The sequence below is a fragment of the Flavobacterium anseongense genome (assembly GCF_021608185.1).
Taxonomy (GTDB): Bacteria; Bacteroidota; Bacteroidia; order Flavobacteriales; family Flavobacteriaceae; genus Flavobacterium; species Flavobacterium anseongense.
Genome location: NZ_JAKIHN010000003.1, coordinates 331232 through 355377, shown reverse-complemented (window position 1 = coordinate 355377; position 24146 = coordinate 331232). Strand labels below are relative to the sequence as shown.

Here is a 24146-nt window from a genome sequence, read left to right as displayed (position 1 = left end):
GTTATGGAAGAAGAAAAATTTACATTACTCCGCCGCTTTCAATACTCAAGCGAAGCTATTATCTATCAAGGCAAATTAGAAAGTCAGGGCATCGAAGTATTTATGCGGGATAACAATATAGTTGACTCGAATCCGTTATACAGCAATGCCGTTGGTGGTGTAAAAATGTTTGTTAAAACAGAAGATTTTGAGAAGGCAAATGAAATACTTGGCGAAGTGAGTTTATACTCTGTTGATGATGACAATCAACCTTTAAAATGTCCCGAATGTGGTGCTGAACAAGTTGAAATGGAGACTTCAATTGATGGCGTAAAATCTTTTTTTCAGGTTGCTATTTTAGGTGCGTTCGCCCAGTTCTTTTCAAAGTACAAATACAAATGTCAAAACTGTAAATTCGAATTTGATTAATGAAAATCATCAAAATGAAAAATATCTGTATAGTAATTGCCGTAACCATTTCCAGCATTTCATTTGCTCAGGATTATAAATCCGAATTTGGAAAATATTTCCGGGAAAAAGACACCATAAAACAAAAAGAAACCTTGGAAGCATGGGGAAAAGCCAAGCCAACAGATGCTGAATTATTTACTTCTTATTTCAATTACTATTTTCAAAAATCAAAGAAGGAAATACTAAGCTTAACTAGGAATGAACCCGAAGGTGAAGCCTTGATTTTGAAAGATAGTCTCAATCAAACAGCAGGCTATTTGGGCAGTACTATAAACTATGGTGACACAGATTTAAAAAATGCCTTTACTAAAATCGATAAGGGAATTAGTCTTTATCCGGATCGGCTCGACATGAGATTTGGAAAAATCTATGCTCTTGGAAAAATTCAGGATTGGGAAAAATTCACTTCAGAAATTATAAAAGCGGTTGATTATTCTGCGAAAAATAACAACAACTGGACTTGGACAAATAATGAAAAAAAAGAGGATGGCAAACAGTTCTTTCTGGCATCTTTACAGAGTTATCAGGTACAGCTTTATGATACCGAAAATGATAATCTATTGACTAACATGCGGGAAATTGCGTCGGCAATTTTAAAATATTATCCTGATAGTATTGAGAGTTTGTCCAATGTTTCTGTCACCTATTTTCTAACCGGAAAATATAATGAAGGTCTTGAAGCGCTTTTTAAAGCAGAAAAACTTAACCCGAAAGATTATATTGTTTTGTCCAATATTGCACAAGGTTATAAACTATCTGGTAATAAAGCTAAGGCTATTGAATATTACGAGAAAACCATTCAATATGGTGATGAAGAAACTAAAACTTTTGCCATAAATCAGATTTCAGAATTAAAAAAATGAAACTATTCATCACAGGAATCGGCACCGATGTCGGTAAAACCATTGCCTCCTCAATAGTGGTCGAAGCCTTGCAGGCCGATTATTGGAAACCTATACAAGCCGGAGATTTAGATAATTCAGATAGTCATAAGGTAAGGGGATTAGGGATTAGGGATAAGGGAAAAGTTTTTCCAAATTCCTACGCATTGAATACTCCGGCAAGTCCGCATTTAGCTGCACAGCTTGACGGAATCACTATCGATTTAAAAAAAATAACAGAGCCAATAACCGATAATCATCTGGTAATTGAAGGCGCAGGCGGCGTTCTCGTTCCACTAAACGACAACGATTGTGTGGTTGATTTAATCAAAAAAGACTATAAAGTGATTGTCGTTTCGCGTCATTATTTGGGAAGTATCAATCATACATTACTAACAATTGAAGGGCTGAAAAACAGAAAAATCAACGTTGCCGGAATCATCTTTTCAGGCGATGAAAACAAAGCAACCGAAGAAATTATCCTAAAGAAAACCGAAGTAAAATGCATCGGCAGAATCGACAACGAACCTTATTTTGATGCAAATGTAATTAGCTATTATGCTGATAAATTTCGTGATAATCTTTTGAAATTATAAAATAAATGAACCTTTCCGAAAGAGACAAACTATACAACTGGCATCCTTATACGCAGCACAAAACAGCGACTGATTTTCCGGCTATTATCAAAGGCGAAGGCGCTTTGCTTTGGGATGAAAACGGCAAGGAATACGTTGATGCGATTGCTTCCTGGTGGGTAAATCCATACGGACATTCCAATAAAATTATCGCCGATGCTATTTACGAACAGTTGACGACTTTAGAGCACGTTTTGTTTGGTGGATTTACTCATGACAAAGCCGTTTTATTAGCCGAAAAACTGATGACTATTTTGCCTAAAAATCAAAAGAAAATCTTCTATTCCGATAATGGTTCGACTGCTGTTGAAGTTGCTTTGAAATGTGCGCTGCAGTACAATTATAACAAGGGAATTAAAAAGACAAAAATCCTTGCTTTCGAGGATGCCTTTCATGGCGATACTTTTGGTGCGATGGCAAGTAGCGGCATTTCCTTTTTTACCGAAGCATTCAAAGGTTCGTTACTCGAAGTAATCCGAATTCCGGTGCCGACAAAAAGTAACGAAGAACAAAGTTTAAAAGCATTGAAAGATTTGGCTGTAACCAATCAATATGCAGCGTTTATTTTTGAACCTTTAGTACAAGGTGCGGCGGGAATGGTAATGTATTCGCCCAAAGTTTTAGATCAAATGATTGCCATTTGTAATCAGCATAATATCTTCACCATTGCCGATGAAGTAATGACAGGTTTTGGAAAAACAGGCAAAACATTTGCAACCGATTATCTGGCCAACAAACCCGATATGATGTGCTTGTCAAAAGCATTAACAGGCGGAACAATCCCGATGGCGATAACAACTTTTACCCAAGAAGTTTTTGATGGGTTTTATGATGAAGATACGAATAAAGCACTCTTTCACGGACATACATTCACGGCAAATCCAACAGGTTGTTCGGCAGCTTTAGCAAGTATCAATTTGTTGCAGACGGAAGTAATGCAGGAAAATATCGCCCGAATAAACCAATCGCATTTGGCTTTTGAATCTAAAATAAAAGTACATCCAAAAGTAAAAACAACGCGAGTGTTAGGCGTCATATTCGCTCTGGAAATTAAGACCGAAAGCCAGGAAAGTTACTATGGCACAATGCGCAACAAACTCTATAATTTCTTTATTGAAAACGGAATCATATTGCGTCCGGTTGGCAATATCATATACATTTTACCGCCTTATATTATTACCAATTCCCAACTGGAAAAAGTATATGCTACTGTCGAAAAAGCGCTCGAAATAGTGTAGTTTTGCACTACTAACTCCATTACAACTATTCTTTTGAAAAAGCCTATTGCCATAACTTCCATAGCTTCCTTTTCAGCTTTAGGCAAAACCACAGCCGAGGTTTGGAATGAATATCTGAATCCAAAATCGCTGATTGTTGAAAAACAGATTGGAAATAGTACTGCTTTGGTTGCTCCATTATCCGAAGCTTTGGCTAAAGAAGTCCAGGCATTGCGTGACTCGGATGTGAAATATAAATCCCTTGATAACTCAGTGCTTTATGCAATTTTTGCATCAAGAGCGGCAATAAAAAATGCCGGATGGTATGACGCAAAATTTGGCGTTAACATCGGTTCTTCGCGTGGCGCTACCCAACTTTTTGAAAAGCATCATCAGGAATTTTTAGCGACCGGAAAGACACCAACTCTGGCGTCACCAACAACAACTTTAGGAAACATTTCTACTTGGGTGGCGCATGATTTAAAATCAAATGGCCCCGAATTGTCACATTCTATAACGTGCTCTACAGCACTTCATGCTTTGTTAAACGGAATAGCTTGGCTGCAAGCAGACATGGCAGATAAGTTTTTAGTTGGTGGAAGTGAAGCACCGTTAACACCGTTTACGATTGCTCAAATGCAGGCATTGAAGATATATTCTAAATCGAATGAAGCCTTTCCTTGCCGCGCATTGGATTTAGATAAAACCAAAAATTCAATGGTATTAGGCGAAGGCGCAGCGATGGCGTGTCTGGAAATTGGTAAGCAAAAAAATGCCTTGGGTTACGTTACCGGATTTGGTTATGCCACAGACGATTTGCAACACAGTATTTCCATCACCGATGAAGCAGAATGTTTCCAGAAATCGATGAAAATGGCCCTGCAAAATGTGTCTTTGGATGAAGTCGATGTGATTGTAATGCACGCGCCTGGAACTATAAAAGGGGATAAAACAGAATATAAAGCAATACAAAAAGTATTCGGCAAAAACCTTCCAATGCTTACGACTAATAAATGGAAAGTTGGTCACACATTTGGTGCTTCGGGTATGCTTAATCTCGAAATGGCGCTTTTGATGATGCAACACCAACAGTTCATAGGAGTGCCATTTGTCACCGAACAAAATCCGCGAAAAGCGATTCGGAATGTATTGATAAATGCAGTTGGATTTGGAGGTAATGCGGTGAGTATTTTGCTAAGTAAGTTATGAGTTGGGTTTTATCGAAAACTACAACTTAATAAATGGAGATATGATTTTATAAGGCTTTTAACTCATAATTCATAACTTATAACTCATAATTATTTCTCAAACTCCTTCAACTTCTCATAAACCAAATTACTTTCCCAGCCTTTGCGCAATAAGTAATCGCAAAACTTCTTTTTCTTTTTCTGAACATTGGTTTCTCTGATGGTTTCCCAATGTCTTTCAGCTAATTTGTCGAGTGTTTCTATGTATTCTTCTTCAGTGATTTCGGTTAAAGCGCATTTGATATTAGGTGCCGAAATTTGTCGCTGTTTGAGTTCGTTGACAATGCGGTTTTTACCCCACCCTTTGATGCGGTGTTTCCCCCGGGCAAAACTTCGGGCGAAGCGTTCTTCGTTTAGAAAATTATGTTGGATTAAGTGAACAACAATAGCATCCGTTTCATGGGATTTCATTCCCAAATCATGGGCTTTCTGAACCACTTCCTGATGGCATCGCTCCTGGTAAGAACAATAATATTCTAACTTGAGTTGTGCTTCTTTTAACGTCAGTGCTTCGTTCATTTTTGGATACCAATTTCAAAAACAAAGTTAGGCAATTGACCTGAATACTTTCAAACCAAAATAGTCTTTAAGATTAAACGCACGAAAACAGACAGAGAAAAACTCCAATTACCCCTGAAAACACACATAAAAACACTATTTTTTAAGTAATTAACAGAGAATGTTCATAAACATAGCATTTTATTGATAATTTAGTAACTCAAACTGCTTGTATTTTAGTAATTTAGATGTAGTTTTGTTGTCCCATTTTCTACTAGCTAAAACTTAGCCCTTTTTTGTGTGTACAAAAGAGACGCTATCACTTTGGAAATTAATACTATAATTCATTTTAAATGAAACTAAAAATACTTTTTATTGCGCTTTTTGTTAGTGCTTTTTCCTGGGGGCAAACCAACTTAGCGGCTGGAGGAACTTTCACAGAAAATTTCAATGGTTTAGGTGCCAGTTCTACGGCAACATTGCCTACGAATTGGAAAGCACAAAAGACAACTAATGTTCGAGATGCAGCACTAACGTATTCAACAGCAGTTACAGCGGTTGAGTTGGCAGGCGGAAACAGTATGTCAACAACTGCAGGGAATGGAATTTACAGATATAATGCAAACAATGTTACAACTGAAAGCGCCGTTGGAGGATTGTCATCTTCATCAGCAAGTAAGACAGTTGCATTCATGTCGTATTTTAATAATAATGCCGCCACAGCTATTAGCAGTTTTACAATATCGTATGATGTCGAAAAGTATAGAAAGGGTTCTAACGCAGCAGGTTTTACAGTCGATTTATTATATTCTACTGATGGAACAACCTGGACAGTTTGTGGAGGAACACTAACAACAAGTATTGCTGCAGATGCTGATAATACGGGTTATACAACAGCTCCGGGGACAACAACAGCAGTTACAGGAACTTATACACCGGCAGCCAGTCTTGCTTTAAATGATAAGTTTTATTTTGCTTGGCGTTATTCGGTAACTTCGGGAACTACCACATCAAATGCGCAAGCTCTTGGTTTTGACAATGTTTCCATAACGGCAAATTCATCAACTCCACCCGCAGTAACGATAGCCGATAACGGTACACAAATAGCGGCGGCCAATGTTGCTCAAGGGACAACTAATCATATTCTTTCAACGTTTCAAACTACAGTTGCCAATTCAAATGCAACCTTAACTGCGGCATCATTTGCAACAAGCGGCACGTATCAGGCGTCAGATATTGTGGCAAGTGGTTTAAAACTATGGTACAACACGGCAAATGATTTTGCTACCGCTACACAACTAGGTTCCGGTTTTACTGCAACAGCAACCGGTACCGGCGAAACCATAACTTTTTCGTCATTGTCTCAAAGTGTTACTGTCGGCACTAGGTATTTTTGGGTAACGGCTTCTATAGATGCTGCAGCAACAACAGGCAGAACCATAAGTCTGAATGCTATTGCTACTACAAATTTAACCTTTAGTTCGGGTACCAAATCGGGCAGCGCAACGGCAGGAGGAACACAAACCATTACGTTAACCGCGCCAGCTGTGCCGGGAAGCATAACCAAGGGTTGTACGACGAATACCACTCAGGTTTTAAACTGGTCTGCACCGGCAACGGGTACTTATGATGGTTATCTATTAGTAGTCAGACAAGGCGGAGTGCCTAATGCGGTTACCACCATTTACGTTCCGTCGCAAACTACAAATTTAGATTACAGCTTAGCGCCAACTTACAATGCAACAACATCGAGAGTTTTATATAAAACAACCGCTGCTGCAACAGTTAGTGTAACCGTGACAGGGCTTACCGCTGGTTTATCCTATACTTTTGCCGTGTATGCTTATAAAAATAATGGAGCTTCTACTTTGTATTCGGCTACGGCAACTACTACAACGCAAACCATTGGTCTTCCAAATGTGACCAGTGCTACAGCAACAGCAGGAAATACATCAGCATCGCTAACTTGGGCTAATCCAACAGCGGCATGTTTTGACCAGGTGTTGGTAGTAGTAACAGCAGCATCGGGAATTACCTTTGCCCCAACAGGAAGTACAGGTACTGCATATACGGCCAATACGGTATTTGCCGCCTTTAACCAAGCGGTTTATTATTCAAGTGGTAACACAGTAAGCATTACAGGATTGACCAATGGGACAACGTATTACTTAGAAATATTTGTTAGAAATGGCAGCGAGTGGAGCAGTGGAGTCGAAGTATCGGTAACACCGACTAATGTTAATCCAACCGTATTAAAGACCGGAGAATTGATTTTGATTGCTTATGATAATGCTTACGGTAGCGCCAATGATGCTATCAGGCTGTTGACTTTTGTTGATATTAATCCGGGAACCAAGTTCCTGTGGACGAATGGAACTTATGAGACAGGAGGATTACCGGCAAGTAATGTTAGAACAGACAAATGGTTCGAATGTGTAACGCCATCACCAACAGGAAATATTCCTTATTTAGAATTTACTTATAATGGTTCTTCGGTTATTCCGGCAGCATCAACATTTTGTATTGAAACGGTTTCGGGCACTGGCACAACATCAACGGTAACAGCAGTATCTCCTTCGGGAACTGTTTTCCCTAATACATCTTTTACTATAGTCTGTAAAAGTGCAGATGGCTCAACAGGTTTAGGCCATGGTATTGTTAATGTTTCTACTTCCCAACCGGATTCGATGTTCCTGTTACAAGGAAGTTTTGTTTATGATGCAGCAGGTTCTACTTTTGTCGGAACAGTACTTTCGGGTGTTCAGGATGGTGGACTTTGGTATGATTTATCAGATGATTTGTCGGCTGTATCCGGGGACAATTTAAGAAGATCCAGAAAGCATCCTGATTTATTGTGTGCTTCCATACAGGCAAATTCTTCACCGGCTTCTTATGAAGTTAGTTACGATGTTTCCGTTACACCCGGGAATACTACAGGAACTAAACCCTATTTATTGGGACAAATATTAAGCTATAGTACTAACTGGATTTCCAGTTTTGGTTCTTGTCCGGCAACTTCTCCTTTTGTTATCAATGCTTCAGATGCTTTTAACAGATGGATAGGAGCTTTGAGTACCAATTGGTTTGATTGTAACAATTGGGCACAATTAACCGTTCCTGATGAACTAACCGATGTAGTATTATTTTCTAGTGCGGCCAGAGATGCTGTTATCGATTATACTGCAGCTTATTCGGATCAATTTTCGGATGTTGCCAAATGTAAAAACTTAACCATTTCGGGAAGGAAAGTACAGTTAGAAGCAAGTGCCAGCAACAAGCTCGAAGTTTATGGAGATTTGTTGATAAACACTACCGGAGTACTTGATATGGATGACAGTAATAGCGGTACTGCTGATGGTAATTTGTATTTGTATAAAAATTTCACCAACAGTTTAACAACGGCTAGCTTTTTAGAAGGAAACGGAACCGTTTCTTTTGTTGGAAGTTCACCCCAAATTATTAACAGTAACGTGCACACCAATCCAGAAGATTTTTATAATGTTATTTTAGATAATGATTTCAATACTACAATAAGCAACAATCTTATTGCCACAGGAAACCTTGAAGTTAAAGTAAATAAATATGTTACGATAGGTTCTGCTGCATATCCTGATGATTATATCAGAGTTCATAACAAACTAACCAGCAATGGAGATGTTACAATTGAAAACGGTGGACAGTTGATACAGGTGAATGATACTGATACCAATGATGGTGATTATTCGGGGACAAAGTTTACCGTAAAAAGAAATTACACCGCCAGAGATATTGATTATGTATATTGGAGTGCACCAACCAAGTTGTTTGCCGTTGCCAATATACCAAACGGATATCGATATGAATGGAATCCGGTTTACAGTAATTTAAATGGAACTACCGGGACATGGAGAACGCCTTCTACCACAAATATGACAGCCGGGAAAGGATATATAGCCCGAACTTTTAACGGTTCGAGTACTTTGGTTACAAATTCTTTTTCTTTTACCGGTCAGCCAAATAATGGAGCTATAACAATCCCAATTTCGAGAGGGAATTATTATGGTGATGGTATTACGACAGGACTAGACTATACGGTTCCAACAACACCAACGCCGGCTACAGTAACGCGCTGGGATGATAACTGGAATTTAGTAGGGAATCCATATCCTTCAGCTATCAATTCCTTAACGTTTTTATCTGCGGCCAACAATCCCGATATTGAGGGTTTTGTCTATCTATGGTCACACAATACAGCACCAAGTACAGCTACAATAGATCCGTTTTATAATGATTTTTACAGTAATTATACCACTGCTGATTATATCGTTTACAATGGTTCAGGTACTATCAGTGGTCCATCAGGATTTAATGGTAAGATTGCTTCCGGACAAGGATTTTTTGTATTGATGAAAGATGGCGCAGCGGGAAGCAGTGTAGTTAACTTTAACAATAGCATGAGAAGAAATACGTCTACTAATGCTTCTTATAGTAATACACAATTTTACAAGAATGCAACAGTTGAAAATACGGTTGTCGGTGAAGAAGAGAAAAGTCGTATCTGGTTAGATATTATATCGCCTCAAAATACAGTAAAAAGAACATTAGTTGCCTATGTTGAATCAGCAACGAATCAAAAAGATAGGTTGTATGATGCGGTAACCAAGCCAAATAGTTTGGATATCTATTCATACGTCGATAATGATTTGCTTCAGGCATATTGTATACAGGGAAGAGCTATGCCTTTCGTAGATTCGGATACCGTTACTTTAGGAATAAAAGTTTCTTCGGCAGGAAATTACAAGATAGCCATTGCAGCTGTTGACGGATTGTTTCAGGAAGGACAACCAATCTATTTAGAAGACAGAGAACTTAATATAATTCATGATTTAAGAGCAGCACCTTATACTTTTGCTGCTAATGCAGGAGCTTTCAATAATCGATTTGTATTGCGATACACCAACGCAGCGCTTGGCAATCCTGATTTTGGAACTATTGATAACAATGTTATTGTAGCTTCCAATCATGGTGAAATGAGCATTAAGTCTTATATTGAAAACATAAAAGAAGTAACAGTGTATGATGTGTTAGGAAGACAATTGTATTTTGCAAAAGCAATAAACAATACAAGCTTTGCGACTTCAAATATTTCAATGAGTCATCAAACATTGATTGTCAAAATTAAATTGGAAAATGGAGTGACCATTTCAAGAAAAATTATTCTTTAGAAAAGAACAGTTTATAGTTAGTTAACTATAGATTAAAAGCAGAGTGAAAATGAAACTATTGAATAAATATTGTTTATCACTTTTTAAAATAATGCCATTGCTATTTTTAGTCAATGGCAGTATTGCTTTTGCACAAAACCCATACTTCAAAACAAACAGCGGTATTGGTCAATATGGGTATCTTGAAAAAGATGTTACAACAACTATGTTGCCCAATTCTAATACACACAGCAACATCTACCAACTTTTTGCCCGAACTTGGTTAAACGGGAACAATCTGTTTACCTACGGATTTGCATTAAATGACTGTACTGCTGCAACAAATTTAGATCAAAACCTCAACAATTATAATTTTGGCGCCAATGCTATAGCAGGTTTAATTGCTTACACTTCTGTTCATGCTGATTATTGTGGCGGAAGTAATTCTTATGGTGGTAATCCCAACCAAACAGGATACAATGAAAGACAGCACTATATTTTTGATATATCTGACAGACCTTCTGATGTAACATCGAGCGTTATTCAGTTAAATCCCGGAGCTATAACATCTCCTTATAATGTGGTGATGTCTGTAAAGATAGACTTTGGCTCCGTTTCATCAAGAGTATTGCAACGATTTTGGATACAAAACACAGGGACATTAGCTGAAAACAGTGAGATTGCTAATGATGGTTTTAAAATCTATTACGAACCGGCAACAGGCTCTGAAACTTTTAACGGAACCGAAAGCAACGCCACAATTTATGGTGACTATAACAGTAATCCAACCAATAATAATTTATACGGGCATGATGCTTTAAATATTGCCATTCCTGCAGGCGGCTTACGAGTTTATGTGGTATTAGATAAGTTTGCGGCTTGTTTATCAACGGCCAAAACAGTGCAGGTAAGTTTAATAAATGACGGATTGAGTTTTAGTCCGGCTATGGATACTTCCTATACATTAGCTCGAGTAGGACAAACCCCGGCAGCGCCAACTGCTTTAAATGTTGCTTTTGCGGCAGCCACAACAGGAGCATTAAACGGAACCTATTACATACCTTCTGCCTGTTTTCCAACGGTGGCAACAGCGGTTACAGCCTTAAACACTTATGGAGTTTCCGGGCCGGTAATATTTAATGTTTTAGCGGGTTACACAGAAACTACACCGAGTGGCGGTTTTAATATAACCGGTACAGGAATAGCTGCAAATACAATAACTTTTCAAAAGTTCAGTACAGGCACCAATCCTACATTTACGGCATTTACACCACAGACGGCAGGAATTTTATCAGATGGTATTTTTAAAATTGTTGGTGGCGATTATATTACGCTTGATGGCTTTACATTATTAGAAAATGGTTCTAATTCCACCACTGGTGCGAGTAATAACATGACTGAATTTGGTGTCGGACTATTTTATGCAACAACTACAAATGGAGCACAAAATATTACTATAAAAAACTGCACAATTGATTTAGACCGAACCTATACCAATACTATGGGTATTTATAGTAATTCAAGCCATACTTCTACTAATATGACTTCAGGTGCTAATGCCTCTGCGGGAGGATCAAATAATAATTTAACTATTACCGGCAATGCTGTTACTGATGTAAATTATGGTATTGTAGTGATTGGTTCTGCCACAGCCACAGCATTCAATGATGGATTAGTAATAGGAGGATCTTTAGCTAATGCGAATACAATAACCAACTATGGTACATCAAGCAGTAGCTCAACTTTTAGTTTAAGAACGGGTACTGTTAATGGAATTGTTGTTAAAAATACTAAAAACTATAATGTATCTTATAACAATATCACTAGTTCAACGGCAACAACAGTAACTAGCGTTAGAGGTATCTCTGTTGAGGATTATTCTGCAGCTCCAACAGGAACAATCACTAATAGCGTCACTTATAACAATATATCTGTTAGAAGTGCTAACACAAGCGGAGCTATATTTGGGATTCAATTAGACGGAACTAATGGTAGTAATAATACAACCACTAATTCAATCAGTAATAATAACTTCTCAAATTTCGGCTACACGGCAAATTCGTCAGGAGCAGTTACTTTCATATACTATAATCAGACAGCATTAAATTTAAACATCAACAGTAATACCTTTACCAATAACACTGTTAATACTTCCGGAACTATAGTGTTTATAAGAAATTATAGTTCTGCACTTTCCGGTGGTACTGAAAATGTGAATAGTAACAGTATCGTTACTGGTTTTACTAAATCGGTTGCGGGTGGTGGAGTTTGGTTTTATGATTGCGGTACAAATAATCCACATATAGCAGCAGTAATCAATCATAACAGTAATAATTTTTCAAATGTAACCGTTACCGGAGCCACATCAATTACGGGTTGGTATAATGTGGGTGCAGCAGGTACCGGTACTTCAAAAACATATCAATATAATACGTTTTCAAATATTACCGGAGGTTCAAGTGCAGTGATTGTAATGGATATTGATAAAGGCAATAATAATATAGATACGAATACAATAAGTAATGTTTCCGGAGGTAGTACTGTTATTGGAATAAATTGTGGCTCTAACTCAGGAGCAAAAAAGGTTAATGCAAATATAATTTCAGGACTATCCAGTACAACAACTACTTCTGATGTAGTAGCAATATGGGTCGCTGGTGGTGCAACACAAACGATTACCAATAATGTTATTTCCACACTGACGTCTTCTACGAATGCGGGTTCGTTTAAAGGAATTTACATGGCTATTCCGGGATCATCATCCAATTCGATAACCGGTAATACAATTAGCGGACTGACAAATAGTAGCACTGGGACTTCTTCTGCTATCAGGGGTATTCACGTTGCTCCGGCTTCAGCTTCTAATCCTGTTACCATTTCATCAAATGTTATTTATGATTTAAATGGAGCTACAACGAATACAGGCACCGGAATTTCATCTGCGATTGTTGGGATTTTGATTTCAGCTTCTACCTCAAATTCCTATACCGTTAACTTAAATACAATTTATAACCTAAATGCAACTACAACTGCAAATGCTAATATAGGTGTAGCTGCTATTGCTGCCGGAGGAGTATCATCTGGTGGGACAATGATCAGAAATAGAATTTATGGTCTTACAAACACAGCCACAGGAACCAGTCCATATATTGTAGGTTTTTGGCCTGTTGGCGGTAGCTGGACTTTTGCAAACAACATGATATCCTTAAGTAATGGTTCCAATACCAATGGGATGCAATGTTTGGGAGTCTATGATCCGGGAGGAACAAATACAAGAAATTATTATTATAATAGTATTACAATTGGAGGAAGTTCAACCGGGACACAAAATAGCGTAGCCTTGCAATTTAATACGGCGACCAGCCCTGTTGCTACCGCCAATATTTATAATAACATTTTAAATATGACAAGAACCGGGAATGGTAAGAATTATGCGTTAGCTAATTTAACTTCCGGATTGCCTAATATGAATAGTAATTACAACATCCTAAATGCAACTAATGCAGCCACAATAGTCGCGACAAATGGAATTACAGATAATAGCTTTACAACGTGGCAGGCAACAGGTAAAGATGCAAACAGCCTTACGGAAGCCGTGGTATCTTTTGTAGATATTCCAACCGCAGATTTACACATAAATAACGCTACTTGTAATAGTGGTGAAGGTGGTGCATTAGTATTAGCGTCACCCAACATAATAGATTATGACAATGACGCAAGAGATGCAACAGCACCTGATATTGGCGCCGATGAATTTTCTACCCGTACTTCTATATGGGACGGAACAGCATGGTCAACATGGAATGGTGTTAGTTTTTCCTCAGCAATACCAACCGGAAATACCAACTTAGAATTTATTGGAAGCTATTCTTCACCTGCAAGTTTAGAAGGCTGCGCTTGTACAGTGACCAGCGGAAATGTAGTGTTCAATTCTTCACATACTTTAACTTTATTAAAGAAACTAACAGTAGCAGCAGCACCTACAGCTACCATGACTTTTGAAAATAATTCCAGTTTAGTTCAGATCAATAATAATGTCACTAATTCCGGGAATATTACTTATAAAAGAACTACAACACCTTATGAGCGTTATGATTATTTTTATTGGTCAAGACCTGTAGCAGATACAAGAGCTCTATCGGCTATATTCAGCGGTTGGCGAACCGATTATTCGTTTACTTTCAATACACAAAATTTTGCAGATTTAGTCACTGCTGCAACCGGTAATGCTCCGGCAGATAGTTTTGATGATAATGGTGATGCATGGGTTTATGCAGGGTCAGGCTCGACAATGACAACGGGCAAAGGCTATGCTGTCATGGCGCCAACTTCAGTAGCATTTGGGCCACAGGCATTGCCTACAACAGTATCCTTTTTAGGTGTGCCAAACAATGGTGTTATTTCTACAAGAATATATGAAAGCGCAAATGCAGCGAGTACTACTGATGATTTTAATTTGGTAGGGAATCCTTATCCGTCAGCAATTTTTGCAGATAAATTCATAACGGATAATGGCACAAAAACATCAGGTACACTTTATTTTTGGACACATGTTGCAGATGTATCTGTTTCTAATCCGGGTCCGAGTGCATCAAATTTTGTTACAGCTGACTATGCCTATTACAACCTTTCCGGAGGAACAGCCAGTGGAACAGGAAGTACAATACCTACGGGTAAAGTAGCTTCGGGACAAGGATTTTTTATTGAAGCACAGTCCAATAATGTTGACATTGTTTTTAATAATTCGATGCGTGACAAAACGTATTTAAATAATGATTTTTTTAAAAACAACAACACTACTTCTGAAATCGAAAGAGATAGACTTTGGTTAAACCTTCAAAACCCGGACGGATTGTTTAGCCAACTTCTTATTGGATACTTTGAGCAAACTACATTAGGATTTGATTGGGCATATGACGGTAGGGTAAACACTACCAATTCACAGGTTAGTTTTTATTCGCTTGCTCAAAATGAAAAATACAAGATTCAGGCAAGGCCTTCATTTACAGATGCAGACAAGGTGCCTCTGGGTTATTTCAGTATAGCAAATGGTCAGTTTACGATTAGTTTAGATGAAAAAGAAGGAATATTCAATACAGATCAAAATATTTATTTAGAAGACAGAGACATGAATATTATTCATGATTTAAAACAATCTTCATATACTTTTACTACGAATTACGGCAGGTATGAAGATAGGTTTATACTAAGATACACCAATGAAGCTCTTGGAACTCCTGATTTTGAAACTCTTGACAATGGCGTTGTCGTAGCGACTAATCATGGCGAAATGACCATCAAGTCTTTTATGGAAGACATACAGGAAGTAACGGTATACGATGTGTTAGGCAGACAATTGTTCTTTGCCAAAGCAATAAGTAATAAAACTTTTTCAACATCAAATATTACGATGAGTCATCAAACCTTAATCGTAAAGATTAAGTTGAAAAATGGTGTTACGATTTCAAGAAAAATTATTCTGTAAACGAGCAAAAGGTAAAGTATAAAGCGGTCTGGTTATTTTTAACTGGACCGCTTTTATTTAATGTGTTTCTGTATTGGTAATAGCTTTTCGATTTTTGTAATCAATCCATTGCTGTCCTTTCCATTTTCGCATCATATTGTCTAAGTTTCTCATGATGAAAACATTGTAAGCTGCTTTCGATAAATTAGTAATACTTCTCGGGAAAGCTCTCAAACTCATCGAGAATCCGGGAGTGACATATTTCATATAATGCCAATAGCCTTCCGGCATGTATAGCATTTCACCATGTTTTAATTCGGTGACCAACCCTTTGGCTTTTTTTAATGCAGGCCATTTTTCAAAATCAGGATAGTCAAAATCTATGTCTTCTCTTGAAATTAAAGAGTGTGGTACTTTGTATAGGTATTGACTTTGATCGGGAGCAAACAAAACGCATCTTTTTGTGCCGTGAAAATGAAAATGTAAAATATTAGAATAATCAATGTCATAATGCATGAATACCTTGGAGTTTTCTCCACCAAAAAACAACATTGGCAATTGTTTTACCAATCGTAATCCAATATCAGGCCATTTAAAATCCTCCTTTAAAACAGGAACTTCCTTTATTAGATTATAGAGAAAAATGCGATAGTTGGTTGGCTTTGATTGAAGTAAATCAATATAATCAGCCATTTTCATTTTGGCATGAGCTTCATTAAAACCGTCTTCATGTGAAACGGGTCTATCATCATAAAGTGGTACTGTTTTATCTCCCGCTACCTTTTTGATGTAATTTAAATTCCATTTTTCGTGCGCTGGCCAATCTGTAATTAATTGCTCAACAACCAGTGGTTTTTGCTTTTTAACATAATTGTTATAGAAATCCTTTTTGCTAATGGTCTTTACGCGTTCAATTTCTGTTAATGCTAACGTCATATAAAGTCTTTTATAAAAAATGCTCTAAGTCACGAGACAAAGAGCAAATTTATAAAAGCTTTTGAAAAAAGAAATACAAGAAAAGTTAAAAATCTTATTTCCCTTTTGTGGAGGACTGCAAGTTTCTTTCGATTGTATGTCCGGGACGTGACCATTTTGGTTTTTCTCCTAACGACTGGAATTGAGAATCGGCAGCTTCAACAGTTGTAGGCTGCATTGCTTTAATAAATGGTTTTTGAGCAACTAATCCAAGTGTTTCAAACATTTTCATGTCTTCATTTACGTCCGGATTTGGAGTGGTTAATAATTTATCACCGGCAAAAATCGAATTCGCTCCGGCAAAGAAACACATAGCCTGACCTTCGCGTGACATTTCTGTTCTTCCGGCAGAAAGACGAACCTGAGTTTCCGGCATTACAATTCGGGTAGTAGCTACCATTCGAATCATTTCCCAAATCTCGACTGGTTTTTCATTTTCCATCGGAGTTCCTTCAACCGCTACCAAAGCATTAATCGGGACTGATTCCGGTTGTGGGTTTAAAGTAGAAAGAGCGACTAACATTCCGGCTCTGTCTTCTATGCTTTCTCCCATTCCGATAATACCACCGCTACAAACCGTAACATTGGTTTTACGGACATTCTCGATAGTTTCCAATCGGTCTTCAAAACCGCGTGTAGAAATTACTTCTTTATAATAATCTTCAGATGTGTCTAAGTTGTGATTGTAGGCATACAAACCTGCTTCGGCTAATCGCTGTGCTTGGTTTTCGGTTAACATTCCCAAGGTGCAACACACTTCCATATCCAGTTTGTTAATAGTACGAACCATTTCTAACACTTGGTCAAATTCTTCACCGTCTTTTACATTACGCCACGCAGCTCCCATACAAACACGAGATGATCCATTTGATTTAGCACGTAAAGCCTGAGCTTTTACTTGGCTTACCGACATTAAATCATTGCCCTCAATATCGGTATGATAACGGGCAGCTTGTGGACAATAGCCACAATCTTCAGGGCAACCACCGGTTTTTATAGATAATAAAGTAGAAACCTGAACAACATTTGGGTCGTGATGTTGTCTATGTATTGTTGCTGCTTCATACAGCAAATCCATCATAGGTTTGTTATAAATAGCAATAATTTCTTCCTTGGTCCAATTGTGTTTTGTGATGCTCATAGGTGCAATTTTATCGTGCACCAAAAGTAGTTAAATTGTATGTAAGTTACAATTTTGTTAAACTTTAATAAAGGATTTAAGAATCTTGAGTCGATGTTTTATTTCTCCAGAGTTGCATGGTTACAAAAACTACAATTACGGCTGAAGCAAGTCCTTCAAACAAAACGCCTATGCAATACTCATTTGCCGTAGGGTTTCCTCCAAATAAAAAATCTTCTGACAGTGTATTAATATAGCTGTCGCCACCTCTTAAATAAATGTAGGAAAGCAAACCACCAACACTAAGTAAAACACCTAATACAGCCGTTACTCCGGCAGAAAGTAAGTTAGAAACATAGCCTGCTTTACCTTCAGCAAAATTAGCTTTCAAGGTTCGGTTTACGCCATAAAATACAATTAATGCATTAAGCATTCTCAAATAAAGTATGTGGGATAATCCTAAAAATTCTATTACCAGAAAGTAAACCGCGATTAGGGCAAAGATTATGATTCCGTTTGAAAGTTCTCTAGCTATTTTCATCTTAAATGGATTTGAGTGAATAATCGAAGCACGCTATCAAATTTAAGAAAATATCTTTAAAAATTTAATTATTTAACAGAAAAAGGAAAGAGAATAAAATATAAATCAAGAATAATAATATTACTACAATTGGCTGATGTAGTTTTCTGCCATCGCTTTATCGATACTCAACTGGTTTCTTAACGCGTCTAAAGATTCGAATTTTTGTTCAGAGCGCATTCGGTGTAAAAGAGAAACCGTGATTTTTTGTCCGTATAAATCCTGTTTGAAATCAAAAAAATTAATTTCTATGGTTTGGGTTGTCCCGTCTACAGTTGGTCTTGTGCCAATGTTCATCATGCCAAAAACAATTTGTCCGTTTAGGATACTTTTAGCAACGTAAACACCATTTAGCGGAATGAGCTTGTAGTCTTCTTCTATTTTGATATTAGCTGTTGGATAGCCAATAGTTCTTCCTAATTGTTTGCCTTTGGAAATGATTCCGGATAGCGAATAATTATACCCTAAGTAAGTAGTAGTCAATTCGATATTCCCTTCTAAAAGCGCATTTCTTATTTTGGTTGAACTGATAGAAACCTCGTCAATTTCTTCAGCCGAAATTTGTTCTACTTCAAAACCATAAGTTTCGCCAAAACTGATTAAATCATCAATATTGGCGGTTCTGTTTCTGCCAAAACGATGATCGTGTCCAATAATTATTTTTTTGATTTTGAAACCATCAACTAAAACCTCTTTGACAAATTCTTCGGCAGTTAGTCTGGAAAATTCTTTGTCAAACGGATGAACAACAAGATTGTCAATTCCTAAATTATTGAGTAGTTCAATTTTTTCATTTAAGGTGTTGAGTTGTTTCATCTCGGTGCCTTCCTGAAGCACCATTCTGGGATGCGGAAAAAAGGTAAGCACCAAACTTTCACAATTTAAATCATGAGCGCTTTTGGTAATCTGTGCCAGGATTTTTTTGTGCCCAAGATGTACACCATCAAAAGTACCAATAGTTACAATTGTTGGGCTAATAGCATTAAATGACTTTATGGAATTGAATATTTTCAATGATAAAATGTATTCCGCAAAAATATGTTTTAGAATTTTAATATAATAATTTTCATCGAAAAAACACGAATAAAATAGAATTTGTTAAAGTTTAGAGTTATTAATCTAAAAAACAGCATCGTTACTTGTAAATAATTAAAAGATAATTATCTTTGGACGCTTATAACAAACCTAAAAACATTATGAAAAAAACACTACTGTTTACATTTATTACTGTCTTATTTTTCGCAAGCAGTAATGGGCAAAATTCACTTTGGGAAAAAGTCTCACCTAGCAAGATAAGTGGTTTGCCAAAAATGGAACGCGCTTCTGTTCCAAGTACTTACCAATTATATTCTTTGAATTTTAATGCCTTAAAAACACAGTTGCAAAATGCGCCTTTAGCATCGAACAACATACAGTCAAATGTAATTGTTGCTTTTCCAAATTCAAATGGAGAAATTCAAAACTACAGAATTTATGAAGCGCCGATTATGGAGGCTGGCTTGTCTGCAAAATTTCCGGATATAAAATCGTATTCAGGGACAGGTGTTGAAGACCCAACGGCTACTATCCGTTTCAGTACAACGATTTTTGGATTGCATGTAATGTCGCTTTCCGGTAATTCAGGCACTTTTTATATCGATACCTATACTAAAGATTTAAATAATTATATTGTTTACAACAGAAAAAATATTGCTGGTAGCAGAAGCTTTAGCTGTATGGTAGAAGATGATGCAGAAGCCGTTGCTTCTAAAACTACTCCAAATGTAACATTGGTTAACGACGGTTTGTTTAGAGTTTACAGATTAGCTATGGCTTGTACCATTGAATATGCTGCATATCATGTTAACGCTGCAGGTGTTGGCGCTGGGACATTAGCACAAAAGAAGGCAGCTGTACTTGCTGCAATGGCAGTAACAATGACCAGAGTAAATGGTTTGTATGAAAGAGACATGTCTTTGCGCATGAATTTAATTGCCAATAATGATTTGATTATTTTTATTACTTCAGATAATTTTAGTAATACCAATGCGGGTAGTTTGATAAATGAAAGTCAAAGCGAAATTGATAGCTACATTGGTTCTGCCAATTATGATATTGGTCATACTGTAAGCACAGGTGGCGGTGGATTAGCAGGTCTAGGGGTTGTTTGTTCATCAAGTAAAGCAAGAGGTATAACCGGTTCTCCGGCACCTGTTGGAGATCCTTATGATATTGATTTTGTTGCTCACGAAATGGGCCATCAATTTGGAGGACAACATACTTTTAATAATTCTTGTAACAATAATATAGCAACGTCTTCTTCAGTAGAACCGGGAAGTGGTACTACTATTATGGGTTATGCCGGAATTTGTGCTCCGGATATTCAATCAAACAGTGACGCTTATTTTCATGCAATCAGCATTGCTCAAATGACAACCGTAGTTACTACTTCGGCAACTTGTTCTGCAAATACTTCTAGTGGAAATACGGCACCGGTTGTTGATGCAGGACTAAATTATACCATTCCAAACGGAACAGCCTTTATTTTAAAAGGAACAGCTTCTGATGCTAATGGAGATGCATTAACCTATTGCTGGGAACAAACAAACACTCAGGTTTCTACACAACCACCAACTCAAACAGCAACTACAGGACCAAACTTCAGATCACTTCCGCCATCAACTTCTCCAAATCGTTACATGCCTGTTTTCTCAGAAGTGTTAGCAGGGAACTTGGCTCCAACCTGGGAAGTGATTCCAACTGTTGCAAGATCATTCACTTTTGCCTTAACAGTTAGAGATAACAGAACGCCAAACGGAGGTCAAACTAATAGAGACAATATGATTGTAACATGTGCTGCTGTTGGACCATTTACGATTACAAATCCAAGTGTTGAGAATGTTTCATGGGGCTTAGGCTCTTCACAAACGATTACTTGGAATGTTGCCGGTACTACAGCAAATAACATCAATACAGCGAACGTAAATATCTTATTGTCAACTGACGGCGGAGCTACTTTTCCAACAGTTTTAGCTGCAAATACTCCTAATGATGGTTCAGAAACTATAACAATGCCAACTACCGCTGCTCCTTATTGTCGTATCATGATTGAAGCAGTTGGTAACATATTTTATGCGGTTTCTAAAAGTGTAGCACTTGGTTATTCAATAACTACAGCATGTAACACATATACAAATACAACCCCATTGGCGATTCCTGACGGAGTTGGAGCTAATTCACCTGGAACTGTTGTTGGAAATACAATAAATGTGCCTATAAGCGGTACAATATCTGATGTTAATATTGGATTAAACGTATCACACACTTACCCACAGGATTTAGTAATTGCAATAAACAATCCCGGAAATACAACTCAGGTTCCTGTTTGGAGTAGAGCGTGTGCTGGGAATGATAATTTTAATGTTACTTTAAGTGATGGTGCTGCAGCATTTAGTTGCGCAGCCAATATGACAGGAACCTTCGCTCCTTCATCACCTTTAGCTCCTTTCAATGGCGGCAACACCCTTGGGAACTGGTCTTTAGTAGCCGCAGATTTTTATAATGATGATATAGGAACGATAAATTCTTGGTCGATTGAAGTATGTGCCCAAACGCTAACTTTACTTAACGAAGACTTTGGTTTGGATCAGTTTGTCCTTTATCCAAATCCGGGTAACGGAAATTTCAATATCCGATTTAATTCTTCATCAAGTAATGAAATTGGTGTAGTTGTTCATGACATCAGAGGTAGAGAAATTTTCAGTAGAAACTACCAAAACACCGGGACATTTGAACAAAACGTTCAGTTGACTTCTGTTCAAGCCGGAGTATATCTTGTAACGGTTAAAGACGGAAACAGAAAAGAAGTAAAGAAACTTATAATAGAGTAATCAATTATAAGATAAATATAAAAATGTCCTCTTGAATAAAGAGGGCATTTTTTATTTTACGGTAGCCTTAATCGAGTTGATAAGCTGAGGTACCTGACTGACTTTAAAACTTAAATCAAATTGAACAGTATCACCGTTTAGTTCCAAATTTAAGCTTCCTTCCTGCACTTTATAGCTTCCGGTTTGGCCTTTGCAAAAGCAAAAACGACCAAAAAGCATTTTGCTTTGCTGTAAATCTTTTCCGCTAAGGCTTAAGGTTTGCGTTTTATTATTGATTTCGAAAATAATTTCCTCTCTGTAATTGGCATCCTGAAGGTCTTTAGGAACATCTTTATCATATCTGTAAATCAATACAGAAGTTTCATTAGACTCTAAGATTTGATAATAGATGCTTCCAAATTCATCAACTTTGACATTCAGACTTTTATTTCTAAGTAGTTCTACTGTACATTTTCCATCTTCCGGACAAACAGATTCTATTGCACTTTTATCAGACTTTGAAATTGCAGCCTGTGGACATTTACAAAATGATAACATAAAAGTTAGCGGGATAAAAAAAAGTCTTTTCATTTCTATAAAATTTATTTTTTACAAGACACTCAAAAAGAATACCGTTTTATTTACCGTTAAAACTATTCATGGTTTCATTTAATCCGGCTAATGCAAAAGATTCAATAATTTGTTTTGCTACTTCAAATCTTTCGGGAAGTTTTTCTTTTTCAACATCATTCCATTCGCCAAGCACATAATCTACTTGTTGCCCTTTTTTGAATTCATCACTTATGCCAAAACGAAACCTAGGATATTCCGAAGTGTTTAAAATAAGCTGAATGTTTTTCAAACCATTGTGTCCTCCATCAGAACCTTTAGATTTTATGCGAATGGTTCCAAATGGGAGATTCAAATCATCGGTAATGACCAATATATTTTCCTTGGCAATGTTTTCTTTTTGCATCCAATACTGAACTGCTTTGCCACTTAGATTCATATAAGTGTTGGGTTTTAGCAGTATCAGTTTTCTTCCTTTGATACTAAACTCTGTTACAGCACCAAGTTTGGCTGTTTCAAAAGAAGCATCGTGTTTTGAAGCCACATAATCGACAACTTTAAAACCTATATTATGACGTGTATTTACATATTCGGAACCGATGTTGCCAAGCCCAACGATAAGGAACTTCTTCATTGTGTCTGAGTTTTCAGTGATTGATTTTGTTTTAAACAAATTCGTAATCCAATTCATTTTGTAAATGTAAACTAATTTGATTTCATAAAAAAAGCACCAGTAAAACTGATGCTTTTATATTTTGAGATTGAAAAAAGATTATTTTTTCTTTCCTCCTTTTGCACTTTTCTCTGCTTTTGCAGCTTCCTGAGCAGCTTTCATAGCAGCACGTGAAATCTTCACTTGAGCTACAACAGTGTTGTCCGGGTGCATTAATTTGAAACCTGGAGTAGGTAACTTGGTTACATACAATTTGTTACCCATTTGCAATTCAGAAATGTTTGCTTCAACATAATCAGGAAGATTTTTTGGTAAAGCTTTCACTTTTAATCTTCTTTGGTTCAAGTTCAAAACACCTCCTAAAAGTACACCTGGAGAAGTTCCTGTTACTTTAACCGGTACTTCCATAATGATTTCTTTGTTTTCATCCAATTGAAAGAAGTCAATGTGGTTGATTCTGTCTGAAATTGGGTGAAACTGAATGTCCTGCAATACTGCATTGGTAGTTTTTCCATCCAAATCTATCACAACTGTGTGTGCGTTTGGAGTGTAAACCAAGCTTTTGAATGCTTTTTCTTCTGCTGCAAAATGCACTGGTTGACTTCCTCCGTAAATAACGCAAGGAACCATTCCAGCATTACGTACCGCCTTAGTCGCAACTTTGCCCACGCTTTCTCTTTGTGATCCTTTAATCGTAATCGATTTCATTGTAAAATATATTAATTAATAAAAAAATTCTTTTTTGCTTTAAGCTGTCAGCCATTAGCTGTTAGCTTTTTTGGCGTTTCCCTATCGGGTCGGGCTT

The 24146-nt window shown here is 37.2% G+C and carries 16 protein-coding genes; 8 read left to right on the top strand and 8 right to left on the bottom strand.

All coding sequences use genetic code 11. The features are described 5' to 3' along the window. Window positions 1-3: 3 nt before the first annotated feature. Genes L1S35_RS06670 through L1S35_RS06650 form a run of 5 tightly spaced genes read left to right on the top strand, consistent with a single transcriptional unit; the run spans window position 4 to window position 4392 of the window. Window positions 4-408 (top strand): putative signal transducing protein, encoded by a 405-nt coding sequence (locus L1S35_RS06670; RefSeq protein WP_236398213.1) that lies wholly within the window; start codon window positions 4-6, stop codon window positions 406-408. A gap of 14 nt (window positions 409-422) precedes the next feature. Next, window positions 423-1313 carry a tetratricopeptide repeat protein gene (locus L1S35_RS06665; RefSeq protein WP_236398210.1) on the top strand — a complete coding sequence of 297 codons (891 nt, stop codon included), beginning with the start codon at window positions 423-425 and terminating at the stop codon, window positions 1311-1313. Next, a complete protein-coding gene (gene bioD, locus L1S35_RS06660; RefSeq protein ID WP_236398208.1) occupies window positions 1310-1927 on the top strand; it encodes a dethiobiotin synthase in 618 nt (205 codons plus the stop codon). The genes L1S35_RS06665 and bioD overlap by 4 nt, the downstream gene beginning before the upstream one ends. 5 nt (window positions 1928-1932) lie before the next feature. After that, window positions 1933-3204 carry an adenosylmethionine--8-amino-7-oxononanoate transaminase gene (bioA, locus tag L1S35_RS06655; protein WP_236398205.1) on the top strand — a complete coding sequence of 424 codons (1272 nt, stop codon included), beginning with the start codon at window positions 1933-1935 and terminating at the stop codon, window positions 3202-3204. A 33-nt stretch (window positions 3205-3237) separates the two neighbouring features. After that, a complete protein-coding gene (locus tag L1S35_RS06650; RefSeq protein ID WP_236398202.1) occupies window positions 3238-4392 on the top strand; it encodes a beta-ketoacyl synthase N-terminal-like domain-containing protein in 1155 nt (384 codons plus the stop codon). A gap of 89 nt (window positions 4393-4481) precedes the next feature. Here the strand turns inward: L1S35_RS06650 and L1S35_RS06645 are convergent, their stop codons facing one another. Beyond that, the gene (locus L1S35_RS06645; RefSeq protein WP_236398198.1) at window positions 4482-4949 is read right to left on the bottom strand and encodes a regulatory protein RecX; all 468 of its coding nucleotides are present in this window, start codon (window positions 4947-4949) and stop codon (window positions 4482-4484) included. Between the two features lie 332 nt (window positions 4950-5281). Between L1S35_RS06645 and L1S35_RS06640 the strand changes: the two genes are divergently transcribed. Both L1S35_RS06640 and L1S35_RS06635 read left to right on the top strand, forming a co-directional pair. Further along, entirely contained in the window at window positions 5282-10132 is a 4851-nt protein-coding gene (locus tag L1S35_RS06640; RefSeq protein ID WP_236398195.1) for a RemA C-terminal-like gliding motility protein, read from the top strand. Between the two features lie 91 nt (window positions 10133-10223). Beyond that, a complete protein-coding gene (locus L1S35_RS06635) occupies window positions 10224-15596 on the top strand; it encodes a RemA C-terminal-like gliding motility protein (RefSeq protein ID WP_236398192.1) in 5373 nt (1790 codons plus the stop codon). A 57-nt stretch (window positions 15597-15653) separates the two neighbouring features. Here L1S35_RS06635 and L1S35_RS06630 read toward each other — a convergent pair whose 3' ends face one another. From L1S35_RS06630 to L1S35_RS06615, 4 genes are all read right to left on the bottom strand, one after another. Further along, a complete protein-coding gene (locus L1S35_RS06630; RefSeq protein ID WP_236398189.1) occupies window positions 15654-16511 on the bottom strand; it encodes a cupin-like domain-containing protein in 858 nt (285 codons plus the stop codon). Between the two features lie 94 nt (window positions 16512-16605). Then, a complete protein-coding gene (gene bioB, locus L1S35_RS06625) occupies window positions 16606-17691 on the bottom strand; it encodes a biotin synthase BioB (RefSeq protein WP_236398186.1) in 1086 nt (361 codons plus the stop codon). Between the two features lie 76 nt (window positions 17692-17767). Next, a complete protein-coding gene (locus L1S35_RS06620; RefSeq protein ID WP_236398184.1) occupies window positions 17768-18211 on the bottom strand; it encodes a hypothetical protein in 444 nt (147 codons plus the stop codon). A gap of 123 nt (window positions 18212-18334) precedes the next feature. Further along, on the bottom strand, window positions 18335-19264 hold the full coding sequence (locus L1S35_RS06615; RefSeq protein ID WP_236398181.1) for a bifunctional riboflavin kinase/FAD synthetase: 930 nt from the start codon (window positions 19262-19264) through the stop codon (window positions 18335-18337). A 182-nt stretch (window positions 19265-19446) separates the two neighbouring features. Between L1S35_RS06615 and L1S35_RS06610 the strand changes: the two genes are divergently transcribed. Then, entirely contained in the window at window positions 19447-22119 is a 2673-nt protein-coding gene (locus L1S35_RS06610) for a zinc-dependent metalloprotease (RefSeq protein WP_236398178.1), read from the top strand. 51 nt (window positions 22120-22170) lie between these two features. Here L1S35_RS06610 and L1S35_RS06605 read toward each other — a convergent pair whose 3' ends face one another. The 3 genes from L1S35_RS06605 to L1S35_RS06595 all read right to left on the bottom strand — a co-directional run bounded on the left by L1S35_RS06605 (window position 22171) and on the right by L1S35_RS06595 (window position 24049). Then, complete coding sequence (locus L1S35_RS06605) at window positions 22171-22689, bottom strand: hypothetical protein (RefSeq protein WP_236398175.1); 519 nt, start codon at window positions 22687-22689, stop codon at window positions 22171-22173. A 46-nt stretch (window positions 22690-22735) separates the two neighbouring features. Continuing rightward, window positions 22736-23302 (bottom strand): aminoacyl-tRNA hydrolase, encoded by a 567-nt coding sequence (pth, locus tag L1S35_RS06600; protein WP_236398171.1) that lies wholly within the window; start codon window positions 23300-23302, stop codon window positions 22736-22738. 138 nt (window positions 23303-23440) lie between these two features. Continuing rightward, the gene (locus L1S35_RS06595) at window positions 23441-24049 is read right to left on the bottom strand and encodes a 50S ribosomal protein L25/general stress protein Ctc (RefSeq protein ID WP_236398167.1); all 609 of its coding nucleotides are present in this window, start codon (window positions 24047-24049) and stop codon (window positions 23441-23443) included. Window positions 24050-24146 lie beyond the last annotated feature (97 nt).